Here is a 1,107-nt window from a genome sequence, read left to right as displayed (position 1 = left end):
TTTCCTGACGATTTCGGATTTAAAATGCGTAAATATATTTTTACGCGTTTGAAAGCGATCGATAAATTGGTTAGTGATGCCGAGAAAGAAATACCGGCGAAATATTGGATTGGGGTCGATCAATTTACGAAAGATGATATTGACCACTTCAGTAAACGTGTTCGCTTGGCCTTGAAAGACGATAAGGTGAATCATCCAACAGCGCTTAAATTATTGTGGAAGATACGTTGTCGACAAGACCGAAGTCGTGGTGAATGTGTCAGACCAGAATAGCGAAGGAATAAAAACCAAAAAAATTAAAAGGCGCCAATTGGCGCCTTTTTTCTTATGATGCTTGCTGATTTACTGTGACAGCGTCATTGACGGCTTCTTTGTTTTGCATTGATGTTGTATGGGATTTATCGCCCTTATCAAGCCATAGAAGCATTGCAGGTAATGCGAAGAAATCAAAAATCAAAGCGAGTGTAATCGTGATCGCAGTGAAGATTCCCATGTATGCGTTCATATTAAAGTCTGATAAAGCAAGTACCATAAACCCTGCAACAAGTACGAATGTTGTTACCCATAGGGCGGTGCCTACCATGGTAAATGCATATCGAACGGCTTCTTCAGCGGTATAGTTTTTCTCTCTGCGAGCGCGTTGATATTTGCTAAGGAAGTGCACAGTATTGTCGATCACGATACCCAATATCATGCCAACACCACTTCCAATAGAGATGCCTACATCGCCTTGAAATAGTCCCCATATACCAAAGGTTGCGCCGATTGGTACGAGGTTAGGGATAATGCTTACAGCGCCTAATCGTAAGGAGCGTAAAACGATACACATCACGATGATGATAACGATTAAGGCATAGCATACGCCCATGATCATACTGTCGACATTGCGCTTTCCGATATGGGAAAACATCAAATTGGTGCTTGCTGCATAAAAAGATTCGATATCTGTATTATCTTCGAGCCATTGGCTAATTTCCTGCTCGAGGCGCAATGTAGTTCTGGTATCAACGTTTTCTAACGAGATTAATATTCGTGCAGAGGACTTATCGATATTCAACTGGTTGTTCAGGTCTAAGCCATAAGGAAGCGACATCTCATATAGCAACA

Annotated in this window: 2 protein-coding genes; one reads left to right on the top strand and one right to left on the bottom strand. The window is 41.5% G+C overall.

What is annotated here, in order from left to right; genetic code table 11:
• The coding region (locus tag A3738_RS08800) for a putative solute-binding protein (RefSeq protein WP_231876590.1) at window positions 1–273 on the top strand (273 nt) is incomplete at its 5' end.
• A 52-nt stretch (window positions 274–325) separates the two neighbouring features.
• Here the strand turns inward: A3738_RS08800 and A3738_RS08795 are convergent.
• Window positions 326–1,107: MMPL family transporter (locus A3738_RS08795; RefSeq protein WP_231876589.1), on the bottom strand; the 782-nt coding region annotated here is incomplete at its 5' end.

This window comes from Oleiphilus sp. HI0066 (assembly GCF_001635725.1).
This window is presented reverse-complemented; position numbering and strand designations above follow the sequence as displayed.